At 59.2% G+C, this 395-nt stretch carries 2 protein-coding genes; both read left to right on the forward strand.

The features are described 5' to 3' along the window. The coding region (locus tag IM290_RS21300) for a flagellar basal body L-ring protein FlgH (RefSeq protein WP_193354501.1) at positions 1–145 on the forward strand (145 nt) is incomplete at its 5' end. A gap of 58 nt (positions 146–203) precedes the next feature. Further along, positions 204–395: flagellar basal body P-ring protein FlgI (locus tag IM290_RS21305; RefSeq protein WP_227009309.1), on the forward strand; the 192-nt coding region annotated here is incomplete at its 3' end.

Consider the following 395-nt stretch of genomic DNA (forward strand, 5'->3'; position numbering starts at 1 on the left):
CCCTCGCACCATCAGCGGGGCCAACACCGTGCCCTCAACTCAGGTGGCGGATGCGCGCATTGAGTATGTCGGCAACGGCTACATCAACGAAGCGCAGACGATGGGCTGGCTGCAACGCCTGTTCCTGAACCTTTCTCCTTTTTGATACGACGATGAATACAAAATCCATTCTGTTATTTCTCGGCCTGCTGCTCAGCATTCCGATGCTGTACACGCCGGCGCAGGCCGAGCGAATTCGCGATCTGGCCACGGTGCAGGGGGTACGCTCCAACTCGCTAATGGGCTACGGGCTGGTGGTGGGGCTTGATGGCACGGGCGACCAGACGATGCAGGCGCCGTTTACGGGCCAGAGCCTCAATAATATGTTGTCCCAGCTTGGGATCACCGTACCGGCG

The organism is Enterobacter cloacae complex sp. S1, from assembly GCF_014930525.1.
GTDB classification, from domain to species: domain Bacteria; phylum Pseudomonadota; class Gammaproteobacteria; order Enterobacterales; family Enterobacteriaceae; genus Enterobacter; species Enterobacter hormaechei_C.